The sequence below is a fragment of the Streptomyces sp. NPDC041108 genome, assembly GCF_055592645.1.
Genome location: NZ_JBVIYK010000010.1, coordinates 103,408 through 120,718, shown reverse-complemented (window position 1 = coordinate 120,718; position 17,311 = coordinate 103,408). Strand labels below are relative to the sequence as shown.

At 69.7% G+C, this 17,311-nt stretch carries 16 protein-coding genes; 9 read left to right on the top strand and 7 right to left on the bottom strand.

Features of this window, described 5'->3' with window-relative positions; genetic code table 11:
- Positions 1-163 precede the first annotated feature (163 nt).
- Both ACZ6BB_RS26880 and ACZ6BB_RS26875 read left to right on the top strand, forming a co-directional pair.
- Positions 164-1,258, top strand: a complete 1,095-nt coding sequence (locus ACZ6BB_RS26880) for a metallophosphoesterase family protein (RefSeq protein WP_471617867.1) — start codon at positions 164-166, stop codon at positions 1,256-1,258.
- Between the two features lie 184 nt (positions 1,259-1,442).
- Positions 1,443-2,321 carry a hypothetical protein gene (locus ACZ6BB_RS26875; RefSeq protein WP_471617723.1) on the top strand — a complete coding sequence of 293 codons (879 nt, stop codon included), beginning with the start codon at positions 1,443-1,445 and terminating at the stop codon, positions 2,319-2,321.
- Positions 2,322-2,605: 284 nt separating this feature from the next.
- On the opposite strand, the gene ACZ6BB_RS26870 is transcribed toward ACZ6BB_RS26875, so the two are convergent.
- Positions 2,606-4,075: a VWA domain-containing protein gene (locus ACZ6BB_RS26870; protein ID WP_471617722.1), complete on the bottom strand. Its 1,470-nt coding sequence runs from the start codon at positions 4,073-4,075 to the stop codon at positions 2,606-2,608.
- A gap of 96 nt (positions 4,076-4,171) precedes the next feature.
- Entirely contained in the window at positions 4,172-6,040 is a 1,869-nt protein-coding gene (gene thiC, locus ACZ6BB_RS26865) for a phosphomethylpyrimidine synthase ThiC (RefSeq protein ID WP_471617721.1), read from the bottom strand.
- Positions 6,041-6,260: 220 nt separating this feature from the next.
- Between thiC and ACZ6BB_RS26860 the strand changes: the two genes are divergently transcribed.
- Positions 6,261-7,730, top strand: a complete 1,470-nt coding sequence (locus tag ACZ6BB_RS26860; RefSeq protein WP_471617720.1) for a YibE/F family protein — start codon at positions 6,261-6,263, stop codon at positions 7,728-7,730.
- 30 nt (positions 7,731-7,760) lie between these two features.
- Here ACZ6BB_RS26860 and ACZ6BB_RS26855 read toward each other — a convergent pair whose 3' ends face one another.
- The 4 genes from ACZ6BB_RS26855 to ACZ6BB_RS26840 all read right to left on the bottom strand — a co-directional run bounded on the left by ACZ6BB_RS26855 (position 7,761) and on the right by ACZ6BB_RS26840 (position 10,456).
- Positions 7,761-8,198 carry an SsgA family sporulation/cell division regulator gene (locus tag ACZ6BB_RS26855; RefSeq protein ID WP_005482911.1) on the bottom strand — a complete coding sequence of 146 codons (438 nt, stop codon included), beginning with the start codon at positions 8,196-8,198 and terminating at the stop codon, positions 7,761-7,763.
- Positions 8,199-8,296: 98 nt separating this feature from the next.
- Complete coding sequence (locus ACZ6BB_RS26850) at positions 8,297-9,022, bottom strand: IclR family transcriptional regulator (RefSeq protein WP_471617719.1); 726 nt, start codon at positions 9,020-9,022, stop codon at positions 8,297-8,299.
- A gap of 739 nt (positions 9,023-9,761) precedes the next feature.
- Complete coding sequence (locus tag ACZ6BB_RS26845; RefSeq protein WP_471617718.1) at positions 9,762-9,974, bottom strand: DUF5326 family protein; 213 nt, start codon at positions 9,972-9,974, stop codon at positions 9,762-9,764.
- 164 nt (positions 9,975-10,138) lie between these two features.
- Positions 10,139-10,456 (bottom strand): cupin domain-containing protein, encoded by a 318-nt coding sequence (locus ACZ6BB_RS26840; RefSeq protein ID WP_471617717.1) that lies wholly within the window; start codon positions 10,454-10,456, stop codon positions 10,139-10,141.
- Positions 10,457-10,513: 57 nt separating this feature from the next.
- Here ACZ6BB_RS26840 and ACZ6BB_RS26835 point away from each other — a divergent pair, with 57 nt between their 5' ends.
- The 5 genes from ACZ6BB_RS26835 (at position 10,514) to ACZ6BB_RS26815 (ending at position 14,244) form a co-directional block, all read left to right on the top strand.
- Complete coding sequence (locus ACZ6BB_RS26835; RefSeq protein WP_471617716.1) at positions 10,514-10,891, top strand: phage holin family protein; 378 nt, start codon at positions 10,514-10,516, stop codon at positions 10,889-10,891.
- An 8-nt stretch (positions 10,892-10,899) separates the two neighbouring features.
- Positions 10,900-11,391, top strand: coding sequence for a low molecular weight protein-tyrosine-phosphatase (locus ACZ6BB_RS26830; protein ID WP_471617715.1), 492 nt, complete (start codon positions 10,900-10,902; stop codon positions 11,389-11,391).
- On the top strand, positions 11,388-12,533 hold the full coding sequence (locus ACZ6BB_RS26825; protein ID WP_471617714.1) for a cystathionine gamma-lyase: 1,146 nt from the start codon (positions 11,388-11,390) through the stop codon (positions 12,531-12,533). Before ACZ6BB_RS26830 ends, ACZ6BB_RS26825 begins: the two co-directional genes overlap by 4 nt.
- A gap of 201 nt (positions 12,534-12,734) precedes the next feature.
- Positions 12,735-13,640: a LysR family transcriptional regulator gene (locus ACZ6BB_RS26820; RefSeq protein WP_471617713.1), complete on the top strand. Its 906-nt coding sequence runs from the start codon at positions 12,735-12,737 to the stop codon at positions 13,638-13,640.
- A 121-nt stretch (positions 13,641-13,761) separates the two neighbouring features.
- Positions 13,762-14,244, top strand: coding sequence for an NUDIX domain-containing protein (locus ACZ6BB_RS26815; RefSeq protein WP_059079598.1), 483 nt, complete (start codon positions 13,762-13,764; stop codon positions 14,242-14,244).
- A 42-nt stretch (positions 14,245-14,286) separates the two neighbouring features.
- Here ACZ6BB_RS26815 and ACZ6BB_RS26810 read toward each other — a convergent pair whose 3' ends face one another.
- On the bottom strand, positions 14,287-15,762 hold the full coding sequence (locus tag ACZ6BB_RS26810; RefSeq protein ID WP_471617712.1) for a globin domain-containing protein: 1,476 nt from the start codon (positions 15,760-15,762) through the stop codon (positions 14,287-14,289).
- Positions 15,763-16,419: 657 nt separating this feature from the next.
- Here ACZ6BB_RS26810 and ACZ6BB_RS26805 point away from each other — a divergent pair.
- On the top strand, positions 16,420-17,286 hold the full coding sequence (locus tag ACZ6BB_RS26805) for a GNAT family N-acetyltransferase (RefSeq protein WP_471617866.1): 867 nt from the start codon (positions 16,420-16,422) through the stop codon (positions 17,284-17,286).
- The last annotated feature ends 25 nt before the right edge of the window (positions 17,287-17,311 follow it).

The window sequence follows — 17,311 nt, the reverse complement described above, 5'->3', positions numbered from 1 at the left end:
AGAGCCCCGCCCAATTCGGGAGAAAACCGCGGTGAACTGGGGCCCTGCGCCATTTCACCACCCCTGGGTCATCACATGGCGCGATCCGCATTCCTATGATGGGCGCACACACCGGCGGGCAGCTGCGACCAGGCAGTCCGATGCGGTGCAGATGCGGGCGATGGTGGTGGAGGGGTCGATGACTCAGGGGGCCGGTCAGGGACCCGAGGTGCGGACGCCGACGGTGCGCGATTTCCGTGTGCCCGCGTACGTTCACGAGGCCGGTCCGTACGGACAGACCACAGAGCCGGGTGAGGTCTCCGGGCCCGCCGAGGAATCAGAGGGTTACCCCGAGGGGTACACCCCGACGCAGCGCGACCTGCCGGTGATCAACCGGGGTGACACGCTGCAGGTCGTGATCGACCCGGAGGCCACGCCGGCCGAGCAGTCCTCCGCCCGGCCGGGCCCCCTCTTCGTCGTCGGCGACGTCCACGGGTACCTCGACGAGCTCCTCGCCGCGCTCCACGAGAAGGGGCTCGTGGACGACGCGGGCAACTGGTCGGCGGGCACCGCCCGGCTCTGGTTCCTCGGTGACTTCACCGACCGGGGCCCGGACGGCATCGGCGTCATCGACCTCGTGATGCGCCTGTCCGCCGAGGCGGCCGCCGCCGGCGGCTACTGCAAGGCCCTCATGGGCAACCACGAGCTGCTGCTGCTCGGCGCCAAGCGGTTCGGGGACACCCCCGTCAACTCCGGCGCGGGCACCGCCACGTTCCAGGCCGCCTGGCTGCTCAACGGCGGCCAGAAGACCGACATGGACCGCCTCCAGGACCACCACCTCCAGTGGATGGCCCGCCTGGACGCCATGGAGGAGGTCGACGGCCACCTCCTGGTGCACTCCGACACCACCGCCTACCGCGACTACGGCGACTCCATCGAGGCCGTCAACGACACCGTCCGCGAGACGATCACGCGCAACGACCCGGACGAGGTCTGGGACCTCTTCCGCAAGTTCACCCGGCGCTTCTCCTTCCGCGACGAGGGCGGCGCCGATGCGGTGCGCTCGCTGCTGGAGACCTACGGCGGCACCCGCATCGTGCACGGCCACAGCCCCATCCCCTACCTGCTGGGCGAGGTCGGCTCGGAGGACGGCGAGGACGGCACGGGTCCCTCGGTCGACGGCCCGTACACCTATGCGGACGGCCTGGCCGTTGCCATGGACGGCGGCGTGACCATGGCAGGAAAGCTGCTGGTCCAGGAACTCCCGCTGCGTATCTGAGCCGACGGCGGGCAGGCGTGAGACGTCGGAAAGACTTCGTCGGCCAGGGGCCAATTTCTTCAAACCCCCTGTCACCGCCTGCCGTCACCGCTCTACCATCGGCTTATCCGTAGCAGGCTCCCCTCCGTTTCTGCCCGACGGCTCGTCAGCATGCCGAGCCACAAGCCCTACGGAGCATCGGGGGATGCACATGAACAGCGTTCCGCAGCACCTGCTCAGTGAGGACCGCCAGGAGTTCGAGCGGATCCTCGGCGAGGTGCTGCGCTCCGCACCACACCGCCCGGAATTCGCCGCCGGCCTCCAGCGGCTCAACACCGAACAGCTGCGCACCATGGCGCTCAACGCCACGGCGATCATCACGGCCGCCGCGGCGACCGAGTACCAGTACTACGTGAAGGTCCGCGACGAGTTCCGCAGCCCTTCGTCGTCCACCGTGCCCGCCCATGAGCAGGCTGCGTCCGGCACCGGCGAACCGGACGGCACCGCCGTGAGCCTCGCAGCCACCGTCGGCGAGGTCACCGAGGCGGCCGGCGCGGGCGCCGGTGCCATCGCCGCGGTACTCGCTCCCGTCCTCGCCGGGACCGCCGCGGTGCTCTTCCTGCTCGTGGGGTACGTCATGAAGGCGCTCGACCCCGAGCGGGCGATCGCCGAGACCCTGCTCACCACCGGGTGGGTCTTCGGCGCGGTCACCGCGGCCGCCATCCTGGTGGCCGCTGTCGGCCTCCTGCTCACGGCCCTGCGGAACAACGCCACCGCCCTCCTGGACGACGGAGCCCGCAGCGAACTGAACGAAGAAGTGGCCCGGGCCAGGGAAGCCTGGCGCGACACGCTTCTGGAGCGCGGCATCCTGCCGTTCCTCCGCGACGCCCTCGCCAACCCGAGCCCGGCGCTGCTCAACGAACCGGACCGGCCGGCTCCGCCCAGCCGTATGCCGCACCTCGGCTACAACCGCCCGAGCTTCAGCAGCAGCCCGGACAGTGGCAGCTCACGCTCCCGCCCCAGCTTCAGCAGCCCGGACTTCTCCAGCCCGGACTTCGGCGGACCGGAACACCAGCCCGAATAGGACCGGCGCTCCGGCCGCCGCCCCGGACACCGAAAGGGCCCGGACTGTCGCCGCCCGCCCCTGACCTGCCGGGGCCAGACCGGACGGCACCCACCCGCCCAGGCGGCGCGTACTGCTGTCCGGCGACCGGACCGGAGGCGTCCTCGTTGCACGGCCTGGGAGCGCCGTGGTCCGAGCCGCGTCCGCAGTACACGCGTTCCCGGCATCGACACGATCCGCTCCAGGCCCGCCGCATGCCGGAGAGAGTGCCGGGACAGCGCCGGGAGAAGCCCGAGATCATCGGATCAGATGATGCCCGCCCGGCCGGCAGCAGTCACCCATGACGGGAACTCGGACAGGAGGCGGTCGTACAGTTCCTGGTCGGGGACGGTACCGATGTCGTCCACGGCGAAGAAGCCGACGTTGTCCACACGACGGCCGGGCAGCGTGTCGAAGCGTTCCAGCACTCCGTAGTTGGCCCGCCCCAGCCCCACGAACTGCCAGAAGATCGGCTCCTCGACGGCATCCCGCAGCTCTCGCTCGATCAGGGCGTCGCGGTAGACACCTCCGTCGGAGAAGAACAGGACCAACGTGGGGGCATCGGCCGGATTCTCCCGGACGTATGTACGAACTTGGGCGATCGCCTTCTGCTCCTCGTTCTGGATGCCGACCGTCCGCATGTCGATCTGGCCGTCCACCAGTCCTCTGCCCGGCTTCTTGCCACGGCGGAAGAGGCTGATCTGTCCTACCCGCACATGCAGCTGCAACCACGCCGGAAGATCCCCGATGCGCAGGTCGGGCAGCCGCGCCGCGTTCGAAGCGAAGGTCCAGGCCTGCATCTGACCGTCGTCGTCCAGCTGCGCGGCAACCGCTGCCATGCGCTCCACGACATCGGCGACGATGCCCTTGGAGTAGAGGAAGGACATGGATCCGGAGGCATCCAGGACCAGAACGACGCGGGCGGTGACTCCCTCCGCACCATGCTTTCTGAGGCTGACGGCCACCTGCTCCTTGCGCAGCGACAGACGCTTGCGCATGTCGACGGGCAACCGTTCCTCGTCCTTGTCGAGACGCGGGCCTGCCGGCGCTGGTGCTGGTGGCGGTCCCGGTGCCGGTGTTGGTGCCGGTGCTGCAAGAGGTGGCGCGGCGGCCGGAACAGCCGGTGCCGTGGCCGGAACAGCCGGTGCCGTGGCCGGGACAGGGGGCGCGGAAGTCGGCGAGGGAACGGACGAGTCCGAGGGCGCGTCGTCGACGGTGATGCCGAAATCGGAAGCCAGCCCCGCAAGCCCGGAGGCATAACCCTGGCCGACCGCGCGGAACTTCCACTGCCCCGCCCGCAGATACAGCTCGCCGCCGATGAACGCGGTCTCCGTCCCCGCCTCCATGGCGAACCGCGCGATCTCGGTGCGTGTCCCCGCGTCCCAGAGCCGCAGGGTCAGTCCGGGCACCTGTCCGAACGTTCCGCCGTCGGCCGACGCACACAGCAGGACCCGCTCGACCACGGGTTCGAGCGCACGCAGGTCCACCTCGACCGTGTCGGTCAGGACACCGCCGGCACTCTGCTTCCCACGATGAGCCACAGCGTTCGACGCGTGCCGAGGCTGGTTGTAGAAGACGAAGTCACCGTCGTCACGAACGCGTCCGACACCGGTGAGCAGCAGTGCCGAGGCGTCGACATCGGGTACGCCGGGGCCTTCGGACCACGTCAGCTCGACATGTACCGAGGAGGAATCGACGGGAAGGTTGGCACCCTTGCTCAGTGCTCTCGCTGTCATGGAGGCAGTCTGCCCGCCGAAGGCACGGGAGGGCAGACCTGCCGCAGTCCGCAAGGGTGCGATGCCCCGGAGCGCCGGGGCATCGCACGCCGGATCTCACTCCGCCAGCGGCAGATACACCCGGTTCCCGCCCTGCGCGAACTCCTTGGACTTCTGGAGCATCCCCTCGGCGATCTCCTCCTGGGAGGCTCCCTCGGCCGCCGCGCCACCGAACCGCTCCGTGATGCTGCGGCTGATCTTCATCGAGCAGAACTTCGGCCCGCACATGGAGCAGAAGTGGGCCGTCTTGGCCGGCTCCGCCGGGAGCGTCTCGTCGTGGAACGCACGAGCCGTGTCGGGATCGAGCGCCAGGTTGAACTGGTCCTCCCAGCGGAACTCAAAGCGGGCGTCCGACAACGCGTCGTCCCACGCCTGTGCACCCGGGTGTCCCTTGGCCAGGTCCGCCGCATGAGCCGCGATCTTGTAGGTGATGACGCCGGTCTTCACGTCGTCACGGTCAGGCAGCCCCAGGTGCTCCTTGGGGGTGACGTAGCAGAGCATCGCGGTGCCCCACCAGGCGATCATAGCGGCACCGATGCCCGAGGTGATGTGGTCGTACGCCGGGGCGACGTCCGTGGTCAGCGGACCGAGCGTATAGAACGGAGCCTCATCGCAGATCTCCTGCTGCAGATCGATGTTCTCCTTGATCTTGTGCATCGGGACATGTCCCGGGCCCTCGATCATCGTCTGTACGTGGAAACTCTTGGCGATCGTGTTGAGTTCCCCGAGCGTGCGCAACTCCGCGAACTGCGCCTCGTCGTTGGCGTCCGCGATGGACCCCGGCCGCAGGCCGTCGCCGAGCGAGTACGTCACGTCGTAGGCGGCGAGGATCTCGCACAGTTCCGCGAAGTTCTCGTAGAGGAACGACTCCTTGTGGTGGGCCAGGCACCAGGCCGCCATGATCGAGCCGCCGCGCGAGACGATGCCGGTCTTGCGGTTCGCGGTGAGCGGTACATACGCCAGGCGCACGCCCGCGTGGACCGTCATGTAGTCGACGCCCTGCTCGGCCTGTTCGATGACCGTGTCCTTGTAGATCTCCCAGGTCAGCTCCTCGGCCCTGCCGTCGACCTTCTCCAGCGCCTGGTAGAGCGGCACGGTGCCGATGGGGACGGGGGAGTTGCGCAGCACCCACTCGCGGGTGGTGTGGATGTTCCGGCCCGTGGACAGGTCCATGACCGTGTCCGCGCCCCAGCGGGTCGCCCAGGTCATCTTCTCGACCTCCTCCTCGATGGAGGAGGTGACCGCGGAGTTGCCGATGTTGGCGTTGACCTTCACCAGGAACCGCTTGCCGATGATCATCGGCTCGATCTCCGGGTGGTTCACGTTGGCGGGCAGTACGGCCCTGCCCGCGGCGATCTCCTCACGGACGACCTCGGGCGAGACGTTCTCCCGTACGGCCACGTACTCCATCTCGGGGGTGATCTCCCCGCGCCGTGCGTACGCGAGCTGGGTCACCGCCCGGCCGTCGCGGCTCCGGCGTGGCTGACGTGGCCGCCCCGGGAACACCGCGTCGAGGTTGCGCAGTCCGCCACGTGGCGAGGTGTGCTTGATCCCGTCGTCCTCGGGGCGCACGGGTCGGCCCGCGTACTCCTCGGTGTCTCCCCGGGAGATGATCCAGTTCTCGCGCACGGGGAGCAGTCCCCGCCGCACGTCGGTCTCCACCGCCGGATCGGTGTACGGGCCGGAGGTGTCGTACAGGGTGACGGACTGCCCGTTGGTCAGGTGCACCTGGCGGACCGGCACCCGCAGATCGGGGCGAGAGCCCTCGATGTACGCCTTGTGCCAGCCGATGGACTTCCCGGCCTCCAAGGGCTGTTGACTCACGGTTTCTTCGCCCTCGGGCGACGCGGATGCCCCGTCCGTCCGGCTGACGGATGTCGCGTCCGTCTGGTTGGAGGCAGGCGTGCGTGTGTCCTCGATGGTCATGAGACCTACTCCCTACGCCGGCATTACCCGGTAACAGGTTCAGCGGTCGACGCAGCGATTTCCGCCCGGCGATGTTCCACGTGAAACATCGCGTCTGCGGAGGTCAGCGCCCTCTCAGCCCGGTGCTCCGAGCTCCCGCGTGTGCAAAGGTGCCTCCACGCTAGCGGCAGATGTGGCGCGGTGAACAGTGGGCACCGCTCGTTCTTGCGATGATCGGTCGGTGACCACGACGCAGCAGCCTCCGCCTCCGCCCCCCGAGCCGCCCCACGGCCATGGCCCCGGAAACGGTCATGGGCATGGATCCGACGGCGGCCACGGCTACGGCCCGGGGGGCGGTCGCGGCTCCGGCGGCGGCCAGGGGCCCGGCGATGGGCACGGCCACGGCCCGTCCTCCGGCGGCCACGGCCACTCCCACAGTCACGGCCCGGCCGCTCCCGTTTCGCAGCACCTGCGCAAGGTCATCGCGGCGGTGCTGATCCCCTTCGCGACCGCGGTCGTCGTGGGCCTCGTCGTCCTCTGGCCCGGCGGCGCCCCCGCGCACGAGCGCACCGGCGTGGGCTTCGACCGGCAGACGCAGCAGGCCACCGTCACGAAGGTCGACGAGGTCGACTGCTCGTCGGTGAACGCCTCGGGCGATTCCCCGACCGGCGACACCTCCACCGCCGAGGGGTCGTCCGCCCAGCAGCAGGCCAGCGGCACCTGCAGGAAGGCCACGGTCCGCGTCGACACGGGCGACGACAAGGGCCGTACGTTCACGGAGATCGTGCAGCCGGACCAGTCACGGCAGTTGGAGCAGGGCCAGGAGGTCGTGGTCGCGTACGAGCCCGCCGCGCCCAAGGACCTGCAGTACTCGGTCACCGACGTGAACCGGAAGCTCCCGATGGCGCTGCTCGCCGGGATCTTCGCCCTCGCCGTCGTCGTGGTGGGCCGGATGCGCGGTGTCATGGCCCTGGTGGCGCTGGCCATCAGCTTCATGGTGCTGACTCTCTTCATCCTGCCGGCCATCCTGCAGGGCTCGAACCCGCTGGTGGTGGCGGTCGTCGGGGCCAGCGCCATCATGCTGATCGCCCTCTACATGTGCCACGGGCTCTCGGCCCGGACATCCGTGGCGGTGATCGGCACCCTGATCTCGCTGTTGCTGATCGGCCTGCTGGGTTCGGGGTTCATCGACTGGGCCTATCTGACCGGCAACACCGACGACAACACCGGTCTGATCCATGGGCTGTACCCGACGATCGACATGAGCGGCCTGCTGCTCGCGGGCGTCATCATCGGCTCGCTCGGCGTGCTCGACGACGTGACGGTCACCCAGACCTCGGCGGTCTGGGAACTGCACGAGGCCAATCCGGCGATGGGCTGGCGGGGGCTGTACCGCGCCGGCATCCGGATCGGCAGGGACCACATCGCTTCGGTGGTCAACACCCTCGTCCTCGCCTACGCCGGTGCCGCGCTGCCCCTGCTGCTGCTCTTCTCGATCGCGCAGAGCAGTGTCGGTACGGTCGCCAACAGCGAGCTCGTCGCCGAGGAGATCGTGCGCACGCTCGTCGGCTCGATCGGCCTGGTGGCTTCGGTGCCGGTGACCACCGCACTGGCCGCCCTGGTCGTCTCGGCCGACCGCCCGGGTACCCCCGAAGCGGCCGCCGTGCCCGCGCCGGCCCGGGGGGGACGTGGCCGCCGCCGCAAGCGCTGAAGCGTTACGGCACCCCGGCGCCGTAACGGTTCACCCCGCGCTCTGTTCCTCCGCCAGGATGCGGTCCAGAGCCTCGTCGAGCAGCGTGTCGAAGTCGGCGAGGGAGCGCTCCTGCCCCAGCGGCACGAGCTTGTCCGTACGGTCCAGGAAGGCAACCAGCGGCGCCGTGCCGACCCGGAACATGGCCTGGTCGGTGCCCACCTGAAGCCGGATCAGGACCTCGCCGAACGTCTCCGGATCGGCGGGCGCGATGTGCACGTCCCCGTCCCCGCACGGCCGCCCGACACCGTCGATGAGCAGCTCCCGCCCGAAGGCCCAGGTCACCGGGGCGTCGCCGGGCAGGTGGAAGGTCAGGCGCACGGCATAGGGATCGCAGGTCTCATAACGGAGCTCCACCGGGATGCGGAAGGAGAGCTCCTCCGAGACGAGGAAGCTCATCATGACCTCTGCCTGTACCGACTCGCGCATCGCCTACCCCGCCGTGTTCGTCGACTGGCCAGGAATCATCCGCCTGACACCTCTGGAAGTTTGCTGAAAGTACACGGGAGATCACAAGGAGTGATTTTTCAGATGCTGATAGAGATCGCGAGTGTCCCTAGCAGGTTTCCGATCTCGGTCTGCAACTGGCGGGCGAGGGGCAGCAGTCGGTCCGCCTGGTGCGAGGGCAGCGAGATGGCGAGGGTCCCGGCGGTCGGCCCCACGGTGACGGGGAGCGCGGCGCAGACCGTGCCCAGGGCGTACTCCTGCCGCTCCACGACCGGTTCCATCCGTCCCATGCGGTCCAGGCGCCGTAGCAGCGTCTCGTCGTCACGGACGGTGTACGGGGTGAGGGACCGCACCGGATAGCGGTCCAGGTGGTCGCGGCGGGCCTCGTGGCTCAACTGGGACAGCAGACACTGCCCGATGGCGTGGGCGTGACCGGTCTCGCGGAAGTCGGCCCACTCCTCGACCGCCGGGGCGTTCGGGCTGTCGGCGACGCACTTGACCTCGATCTCGCCGTCCCGGTAGATCGCGAAGTACACCGGCACGCCCAGGGTGTCCCGCCAGTGCGCCAGAGCCTCACCCACCGTGCTGCGACGTTTCTGCTGCGCTCCGCTGCTGCCCAGCCGCTCGGCCGCCTCACCCAGGAAGAACAGCCCCTTCTCACGGCGCAGATAGCCCTCATGCACCAAGGTACGGAGCAGGTGGTACGCCGTGGGCAGCGCGAGCCCGGCGTCCCGTGCCAACTGCTTGGCGGGCGCTCCGTGCTCGCGCTCGGCCACCGCCTCCAACAGCCGCATCGCGCGCTGCACGGAGCCGATCAGGGTGCCGGAGTTCGCCTCTGCCGCTGAGGGCGGCGCGGGGGACGGGATACGGGCTCCCCGCACCGACCCGTACCCGGGCCGCGCCCCGGGGCGTACGGGCCCCGCCGGCGGCCGGGTCCTGGTCGGCGGCGCCGGTGGCTGCGCCTGCGCGCGGACCGTCGGAGCAGACGATTGCGTCCGCGGCTGTGTCTGTGTCCGCGTCTCTGTCGGTGTCCGCGACTGCGTCTGCGTCGCCGAAGGGTCGGGGCATCGCACCTGCTCCTCGCCCGGTGACGTACGTGGCTGGACGGGGGGAGCCGGGGTCTTCGACGTCGTACGCGGCGGAGGCTGCGGGAGGAGGGCGTCCGCCTCCCGGACCCGCGCGTGCTCGGCGGCGACCGCCGGTGTCGACCGAGGGCCCGGCTGTGTGGGCGGAACCGCGCTCTGTGCCGCCCGGGAGCGAGGCCGGGCGGAGGCGGAAAGGGGTTCTGCGGATGCCGTGTCAGCCATGGCCGAGGGTCACTCCCGAAGCGCGAGGAGGGCCGCCCGTGCGGGGGACACGGGAGGAGATGCGCCGCCCGCGGGGTCGAACCCGCGGCGAGTTCCCGGACTCTAGCCGCCCGTCACCGCTCGTCGACGGCCTCGCCGGGAAACTTCCCCCTGGCGAGGGAACCTCACGTTCCTGTTACCGCCGTGCCCTGACCGGCCTCACCCACTCACGCCTCATCTGTTGCGCGACGCTGACGCCTCACCAGTCGCCGCGCGAGGAGGAGCCCGCCGTGAACTTCTTGACGACGTAGATCAGTCCGCCGACCAGCGCCACGAAGACCAGCACCTTGAAGAGCAGGCTCACCACGACCTGGACGACGCTGACTATCAGCCCTCCGAACACCAACAGGGCGATGACCGGCACCGCGATCCACTTCACCCACCACGGCATCCCCGCGAAGATCTCCCGCATCGCCCCTGCTCCTTGTGTCTCCACCCGTCGCCCCGCCAACGGGGCACTCGTTCCGGGCCTTCTGCTGTCCTGCCGTCGATGCTAGGGCCACGCGGGGGCCGTCCGGGGGCTTCGCACCCCTTGTCCGTCCCTGATCGTCCCCCTAGGGAACACCGCGGCGGACGTCAGCCCTCCGGCGGAGAGAACACCACCACGACCCTCAGGTCCTCGGTGATGTGATGGAACTTGTGGGCGACCCCGGCAGGCACGTACACGACACTGCCGCGGGCGACCTGGGTGGTCTCCAGACCCACCGTGAGCGCCGCTCGGCCGCTCACCACGAGGTACACCTCGTCCTGGCCGTGCGGCTTCTGCGGATCGAGTTCGCCGGCATCGAGCGCGTACAGGCCGACCGACATGTTCCGCTCGCGCAGGAACTGCAGATAGGCACCGTCATTGGCGGCGCGTTCCGCCTCCAGTTCGTCCAACCGGAATGCCTTCATCGACTTAGTCGCCCCTGCCCAGTGCTCGTACCGATCGCTTCTGCCACGATCAGACACATGATGAATTTCCTAGTCAAGACGATCGCCAACGCGGGCGCTCTGGCGGTCGCCGTCTGGCTGCTCGACAAGATCACACTGACCGGCGACAGCACGGGCAAGGAGATCGCCACCCTGCTGCTGGTCGCGCTCGTGTTCGGCCTGGTCAACGCCGTGGTCAAGCCGCTCGTCAAGCTGCTGACCCTTCCGCTGTTCATAGTGACGCTCGGGCTCTTCACACTGGTCGTGAACGCCCTGATGCTGCTGCTCACCTCCTGGCTGGCCGACGTCCTCGACCTGAGCTTCCACGTGGAGGGCTTCTGGACCGCCGTCCTCGGTGGGCTGATCATCTCGATCGTCTCCTGGGCGCTCTCGCTCGTCCTGCCCGACGGGGACTGAGGTCCGGCATGACCTATCGAGTCTGTTTCGTCTGTACCGGCAACATCTGCCGCTCCCCGATGGCCGAGTCCGTCTTCCGCGCCCGGCTGGAGGAGGCCGGGCTGGAGGACCTGGTCGAGGTCGACAGTGCGGGCACCGGCGGCTGGCACGAGGGCGATGCCGCCGATCCACGCACCGTCTCCGTCCTGGAGGCGAACGGATACGCGGGCGCCCACACGGCACGGCAGTTCCAGGTTTCCTGGTTCTCCCGCCTCGATCTCGTCATCGCCCTCGACGAGGGCCATCTCAAGGCGCTGCGGCGCCTCGCGCCGACCGCGGCGGACGCGGACAAGGTCCGGCTGCTGCGTTCCTACGACCCCGCCGCCGGTGACGACCTCGACGTCCCGGATCCCTACTACGGGGGCGCGGACGGCTTCGAGGAGTGCCTGGAGCTGGTGGAGGCGGCGTGCCCCGGCCTGCTGGCCGGCGTACGCGACAAGGTGGAGGGACGGGCCGCATGAGCGCGGAGAACCCCGCCGCGGGCCCCGGAGACGGCACCCGCGCGGTGAGGGCGGGCCTGCCCGAGCCCGTCAAGCACGAACCGACCCTGCCAGGACCGGTCTTCGCCGCGCACTACCACCTGCCGGGCGAACCCACCGGCCCGTACGCCTACGGGCGCGACCAGAACCCCACCTGGACACTTCTGGAGCGCGCCATCGGAGAACTGGAGGCACCCGGACAGGACGACGCCGAGACGCTCACCTTCTCCTCGGGCATGGCCGCCATCTCGGCGGTCCTCTTCTCCCAGCTTCGCTCCGGCGACGTGCTCGTCCTCCCGAGCGACGGCTACAACGTGCTGCCGTTGGCAGGTGAACAACTGCGGTCGTACGGCATCGAGGTGCGCAGCGCGCCGACGGGCGCCGACGCCCAGCTCGACGCCCTCGACGGCGCCGGGCTGCTCTGGCTGGAGACACCGTCGAACCCGGGGCTGGACGTCTGCGACGTGCGGCGGCTCACCGAGGCGGCACACGCGCGCGGCTGTCTCGTGGCCGTCGACAACACCCTGGCGACCCCGCTCGGGCAGCGGCCGCTGGAGCTGGGCGCCGACTTCGCCGTGGCCAGCGGCACCAAGCAGCTGACCGGGCACGGGGATGTCCTCCTCGGGTACGTCGTCGGGCGTGACGCCTCGCTGATGGCCTCGGTGCGGCGCTGGCGCAAGATCGTCGGCGCGATCCCAGGCCCGATGGAGGCCTGGCTCGCGCACCGCTCGCTCGCCACACTCCAGCTGCGCGCCGACCGGCAGAGCATCAACGCCCTCGCCGTGGCCGAGGCGCTCAGGGAACGGCCGGAGGTGACCGGGCTGCGCTACCCGGGGCTCCCCGACGACCCCTCGCACAGGATCGCCTCGCAGCAGATGAGGCGCTACGGCTGCGTGGTGTCGTTCGCGTTGCCCACACGCGCGCGTGCCGATCGTTTCCTCGACGCGCTCCGCCTGGTGGACGACGCCACGAGTTTCGGAGGGGTGCGTTCCACCGCGGAGCGGCGCGGCCGGTGGGGAGGCGACGCGGTTCCGGAGGGTTTCATCCGCTTCTCGGCCGGCGCGGAGGACACGGCCGATCTGGTGGCCGATGTCCTGCGGGCGCTGTCGGTGGCCGGCGGCTAGCTGTATTGACCTGCGGCGTCGCTCCGCACGACGGACGGTCCGAGCCTCCCCCCTCGTGGCTCGGACCGTCCCCGGTTCCGCGCGCGAAGAACCGCGCGAACAAGGCTAGTTGACTCTGTGTCAGTGTCCAATCACAGTAGCGACAGGGGCCTATCGACTTATTTATGGTTGGTCACTCCGGGCGGCGAGGGGAGGACAAGCATGGATCTGGCCTTACTGCGCACGTTCGTGACCGTGCACCGGGCCGGTTCCTTCACCCGTGCCGCCGCCCTGCTCGGCCTCTCGCAGCCGGCCGTCACCTCGCAGATACGCACCCTGGAACGGCAGCTGGGCCGCCCGCTCTTCCTTCGCCAGGCCCGCGGGGTGACCCCGACGACCATCGGCGACGAACTGGCCCACAAGGCGGCTCCACATCTCGACGCGCTGGTGGAGATCGCCGAGACCGGCCTCGACGACGACTCCTCCTTACGCACCCTGCACCTCGCCGGACCGCCGGAGTTCACCGCCGAGCGGGCCCTTCCCACCCTCGCCGAGCTGACCGGGGCCGATGGCCTGGGCTTCGCGCTGCGGGTGTCCTTCGGCAACTCCGACAAGGCGTTGGAGGGCCTCGCCGCCGGGCACCACGACCTGGCCATCACCACGGCCCAGCCTCGCGGCGCGCTGCTGACCGCGACCCCTCTCTGCGACGAGGAGCACGTCCTGATCGCCGCCCCGCGCTGGGCGGACGAGATCGGACCCGAGAAACTGCGCCGCACAGGAACACAAGCGCTGCGGGGCCTTCCTGTCGTCGAGGTACACGAGTCAATGCCGTTCGTCGCCCGATACTGGGCGACCGTCTTCGACACCCGGCCCGCCGCCTCCGGCACCGTCGTGGTCCCCGACCTGCGGGCAGTGCTCGCCTGTGCCGTCTCGGGCGCCGGTCTCGCCGTACTGCCGCGCTATCTGTGCGCCGCCGCACTGGACCGCGGTGACCTCGTCGCGCTCCTCGACCCCGCGGTGCCGCCGCTGCGCACCTACTTCCTGGTGATCCGAACCGGAACCCTGGCCATGCCGCACATCGCACGGGCGCACGAGTGGCTGCTGGCGGCCGCTGCGAGCTGGTCCTGAGGCAGCGCCGCAGCCACTCGGTCGGGACGAGCGCCCACGCAGGGCCGCCCGTCGGCTCGGGGCATCCACTCTTCCCCTCCGGCGATGTTTCACGTGGAACATGCAGGGCCACATTTCTCCCATGACCGTACGACCCGTGGTCAAGCGCACCGCGCGCGCCGTTCTGCTCGACGGCGACGACCTGATCCTGATCAAGCGGACCAAGCCGGGCGTGGACCCCTACTGGCTCACGCCCGGTGGCGGTGTCGAGCCGGAGGACACCACCGTCGTCGACGCGCTCCACCGCGAGGTGCACGAGGAACTCGGCGCGAAGATCACCGATGTGGTGCCCTGTTTCGTGGACACCGTCGAGCACATCGGGGAGGACGGCGGCGCCACCGGTGTGAAGGTCCAGCACTTCTTCGTCTGCCGTCTGGAGTCCATGGACCCCTCCAAGCGGCACGGTCCGGAGATGGACGAGCCTCTGGGCGAGTACGAGATCGTGCGCATCCCCTTCACCCGGGTCGGCATCGCCTCCGTGCACCTCGTCCCGCTCTCCCTGCGGCACTACCTGGACGGGAACATCGAGGGCGTGCGGGCGATGCACGCGCCGGACCTGGGCTGAGGCAGCGGCCGCAGAAGCATGCGGCACGGCGTCCCCAGGCGGTCAGTCTCCGGCCGCCACCAGTTCCTCGACCGAGTCGTGCCGTATGCGGTCCGAGGGGATGCCCGCGTCCCTCAACGCGTCGACACCGCTGCGGATCATGCCGGGCGGACCGGACAGATACGCGTCGTACCCGTTCCAGGGCCCGTGGTCACGTATCGCGTCGGGCAGCTGGAGCAGCCCGTGCCGGTCCACGACAGGGCGGACCTCCAGCCACGAATTGCTCTGCTGCAGCCGCAGCAGAGTGTCGAGATCGTAGAGATCCTGGCCGGTGCGGGCCCCGTAGAAGACCTCCACCGGACGGTTCCGCCCATGTTCGGCGACGTCCTCCACCATGGCCTTGATGGGTGCGATCCCGGTGCCGCCGCCCAGACAGAGCAGCCCGCTGTCGGTGGTGTGGTCGACCGTCATCGCGCCGGCGGGCGGTCCCAGTCGCAGAACGTCGCCGGGCCGGGCGCGGTGCACGAGCGCGTTGGAGACCCAGCCCGCGGAGATCGCCTTCACATGGAACGTCAGCAGCCCGTCCGAGCGGGGCGCCGAGGCGAACGAGTAGTGCCGCCAGATCCGCGGCCACCAGGGGGTCTCCAGGCTCGTGTACTGCCCGGCGAGGAAGGGATACGGCTGGTTCGGACGGACGGTGATCACCGCTATGTCCGGGGTTTTCGGATCGTGCGAGACGACCTCGGCCAGCCACCAGGGCGGGGCCCGCAACTCGTCCGCCGCCGCCGCGTCGATCATCACCTGGGAGATGGTCGTGTACGCCCGGACCCAGGCCGCCTCGGTCTCGTCGTTCCAGCTCGCCTTGGCGTACCGGCTCAGCGCGCCGATCAGGCACTCACCGACGGCCGGATAGTGATCGGCCTGCGTGCCGTACTTGCGGTGACCGCGACCGAGATTCTGCAGGTAGTCGACGAGAACCGGCGTGTTGTCGATGTGCTCGGCAGCGGTCAGCAGCGCCTTGAGCAGGCGGTCGCGCTGGGCGTCCATCGCCGGAGGGAACATCGAGCGCAGGTCCGGGTGCTGGACGAAGAGCAGCGCGTAGAAGTACGAGGTGACCTTGTCGGCGACGGGCCCGACCTCGGCCATCGTCCGCTGGATGAGAACGGCGTCGGGGGAGGCTGTGGGGCCGCCCGACCGGGCGGGCACGCGGGCGTCGAAGACGGCACGCTCGGCAGCGTGCTCCTCGGCGGGCTGCGCGGGCGGGGAGTGCGGCGGAAGACCGGGGGGAAGGTCCGCGGAGCTCTGTATTCGCTCCCGTACCGCGCCTGCCCGGTCCTGTTCGGCGCCGCTCGGCGGCTCCGGGGAACGGCCGACGGGCCGCAGACCGGCGAGGCGGTACCCCTCGGGCTCCTGGTCCTCACCGAGGGACGGCGGAGAGGTGCGCGGTGTGAACCAGCCGCCTCCGTCACTGCCCCCCGAAGTACCGTTGCCGGCCGACGCGGTGGTCGGAGCGTCCATGGTCTGCCTCGCCTCGAACATCTTTCGGTCGATCTACGTACGCCCCCCGCTCGGAAGTCGCACGCTTTCCCCCGCGGACGGCCTTGCTTTTCCCCGTTCGTTCCCCGTCGGCCAATGCGGCCACATTCAATCCGGTTCACTCCGTACAGACACGTAGGCGAGAGTGTGACGTGCGCCGCAGCACTCACCGCAGGGTCCCACGGCGCGCGAACGCCCCCAGCTCGTAACGGTAAACGCGGGTCCCCGATCCCCCTGTCCGGTTAGGCTGCATTGAGCTGCGTTCGTACCCCCGCCATGAGACGGCTGCATCTCGCTTCGGACACGAACCGGACTCGACCCTACCGGCAGGACCGCCGCACACAAGTCCCCCCATCGCGCGCCGAGAATTCCACGGGGGCGAATGAGCGATTCCTTCAATTACCGGGCTTGGGACACCAATTCACAGATATCCCACAGATCCCGCCTGTGCACGAGTGGGTGTCCGGCCTCGCTCCTGGCCATCGTGTCCCAAATGATTCGCGGCCGCGGCAGGCCGGTGCCTCCTCCCCCGGAGACGGGATGTTTCACGTGAAACATCGACCCGCTCCCTGTGCGGCGGCGCGCGGCATGGCCAAAAGGGTGTGCGTCCGCCCGCAAACCGGTGGACGCCAAGGGCCCATGTCGGACAGCCTGACCTGCGTGCCGACACCTTCCCCCGCCGCTCTGCCCATCCGCCGTCTGACGCCTCGCGACCGCGCCGCCTGCGCCGATCTGTCCGAGGACCGGGGCTGGCCCCGGGAGGAGCACAAATGGGGGCTCCTCCTCGCGGCCGGCACCGGCTATGGCGTCGACGCTCCCGAGGGCGGTCTCGTCACCGCGTGCGTGGTGACCGAGTACGGCCCCGCGGGCCACCCTGAACTGGGGGCGATCGGCATGGTTCTGGTCGCCGAGCGGTACGCCCGCCAGGGCGTCGGGCGCCGTTTGATGCGCCATGTGCTCGCGGAGATGGGAACGACTCCGCTGACCCTGCACGCGACTCCGTACGGACGCCCGCTCTACGAGGAACTGGGTTTCAAGGTCACCGGACAGGCCGAGATGATTCGCGGGCACTTCACCCCCGCGGAACCTGATCCCGGGGTCCGTACGCGTCCGGCCACGGCCGAGGACTTGAGCACCATCCTCGGACTCGACGGTGAGGTATTCGGCACGGACCGCACCCACATCCTCACCCGGCTCCCCGCCTTCGCCGATCAGCTGCGCGTGGCCGAGGAGAACGGCAGGATCATCGGATACGCGGCTGCCTGGCCCAACACGGACGACCACGTCGTCGGCCCCCTGATCGCCCGTGACACTCGTACGGCGAAGGCGCTCATCGCTTCCCTGGCCGCCCACACCGACCGGCCGTTGCGCACCGACATCGACGTACGTCACGAGGAACTGCTGGCGTGGGCCAAGGAACGAGGCCTGGCATCAATCGCCTTCAACTCGGTGATGACCTACGGGCTCTCCGAACTGCCGGGCGACTGGACCCGGCGGTACGCCCCGCTGACCGTGGCCGCGGGCTGAGGCACGAACCCGGCGGTCTCGTCGG